Raw genomic sequence first — 1930 nt, forward strand, 5'->3', positions numbered from 1 at the left:
TTCGTGCGCCAGTACGCGGCGACCAGCAACACCCGATCGGCGAGGTCCAGGGCCCACTGCCGGCCCGGCCTACCATCGGCGATGCCCTCACCGCCACGCTCAGCGACCAACCTGACCAACTTACGGAACTGAACGGGCTGCAACCCGGTGAACGGAAAGATCCACTACGGGCGGGCCGCCGTGATCACCTGCACCCAGGGATCCTGACCGATTGTCCTGACCAGACAGACGTCGGGGTTGCGAGACATCCCTTAGACACCGGCCGCTGGTCCACCGTCACCGTCTACGCCATCACCAACCTGGGTGCCGCCGAGGCCAGCCCCGCCGGCCTGGCCGACTGGCTACGCGGGCACTAGGCCATAGAAGTCCTGCACCACATCCGCGACACCACCTATGGCGAAGACGCCAGCCGCCTGCGCACCGGCCAGGCGCCCCGCGTCATGGCCACCCTGCGCAACATCGCGATCAGCCTGCTCCGGCTGGCCGGCATCACCGCCATCGCTCCAGCCCTACGCCGCAACAGCAGAAACCACTACCGGCCAGTCCAAATACTCGGACTCACCTGAAACGGTCATATCGCTACCTTGCCGGAGCCCTGGACGAGCAGCGGCGACGGGATGCCGACGGCGCGTCGACCGGCGCGAGAACTCACATCGACCTCCTTCAGCCCGCTGCCGTGGCGCTGAGGGCATTCGCTCGTGTGTCGGGTGCAGCCCGGTGGACAAATGGATAGGTCAAGTACGGCCGCATCGTTGACGACACAGGAATCCAGAACATGGTGTCAATCGCGTCACCGCCCCGGTGAAGCCGATCGGCTGCTTCTCTGCCGGTCGGCAGGTAGCGGACTGCCGGGCCGATCGTAGCCGCGCGGTTCACGGCGGGCGGCTCGGTCGGATGCGCCTCGGTCGGTCGTAATTGACGTTAAGTGCGATGCCGCCGCAGTTCGTCGCGAAACTGAAGGCGAAAGTCTGCGCTCGCGATCTTCGCGGAGCACCTCATGTCTGGCATTTTCAAACTGTGTCACATTCCTGGCGTATTCGGCTCCGGCCACTCCGCGATGAGTATCGAAAATGCGTCGGACCCCCTCGCTTGTACCCGTGTACATGGTTGTCTGCCGGGTTAAAGTGTTGATGATCGAGGCTTTCAGAAGCGACTGAGCGCGTTCTGCTAACGTCCCCTGCGGGCTGGACGTGCTAACTTCGGGCGTCGGCATATTCTTCGCAATCGTGTCGTAACCCACCGCCCAAGCGCTGGTATCGATAGTGCATTTCTTTTCGACATTAAAAGCTGCAATCGCCACTTCTAGGCTTTTATCAGGCTTTGGCGTGACCGCAAACTCCCACCCATTTTTGATATCTCCGAGGATGGTGCCGGGCTTCGTAATTCGAGTAAACTCCTGATAGGCGGGATCCGAAAACTGATTCTGGCGTGCGCGATCATCGATGTAATGGCGCCCGCCTTCCCCTTCGCGGAGAGGTAGCCAGTGCGCCTGAAACGATGCCCGCAACTCCGGTGTCAAGTCGCCCGGGCGCATGCCAATTCGTTCCATGTCCTCGAGGATTGCGCCGATCGGAAAGTCGCGCCCGCCCATGCGGACAGTCTCATGGCGCGAAGGAGTGCGGCCTGGGTGGCGGTGAATGTTTTCGTGTCCAGGCTGGTAATACTGTGCCATCGCGGCGCTCAGGCCCGCCGGCGTGTAATAAGCGTGAGGACGATCAAACAGATTAATACCACCATATTCAGTGAGGCTGATGCCATGCCGCATGAGCGCGCCCTCCATGCGCTCGGAAATCCGGCTGAACGAATCGCCATCCCGAAGATCAGCTAAAAATCGGCCTAGGTTCTGTCTCGTAGATCTTGGTGGTCGGGGACGGCGCGTAGCCAGTCAAGGGTTTCGACCAGGTCGAGGGTGGCCTGGAAATGGGTGGCG

General features: G+C 61.7%; 1 protein-coding gene and 1 pseudogene. Both read right to left on the bottom strand.

Going from position 1 to position 1930, the window contains the following annotated elements:
• Positions 1 to 161: pseudogene (locus ACIBEF_RS32320) on the bottom strand (IS5/IS1182 family transposase); the annotation flags it as partial.
• A 629-nt stretch (positions 162 to 790) separates the two neighbouring features.
• Positions 791 to 1765, bottom strand: a complete 975-nt coding sequence (locus ACIBEF_RS32325) for a hypothetical protein (protein WP_396797212.1) — start codon at positions 1763 to 1765, stop codon at positions 791 to 793.
• Positions 1766 to 1930: the final 165 nt, after the last annotated feature.

The sequence above is a fragment of the Micromonospora sp. NPDC050795 genome (assembly GCF_044456785.1).
In the GTDB taxonomy this organism is placed as follows: Bacteria; Actinomycetota; Actinomycetes; order Mycobacteriales; family Micromonosporaceae; genus Micromonospora.

What these genes read in the sequence shown, in the direction of transcription:
- ACIBEF_RS32325 (WP_396797212.1), bottom strand. Translation starts at nt 1,765, where the DNA reads ATGCGGCATGGCATCAGCCTCACTGAATATGGTGGTATTAATCTGTTT.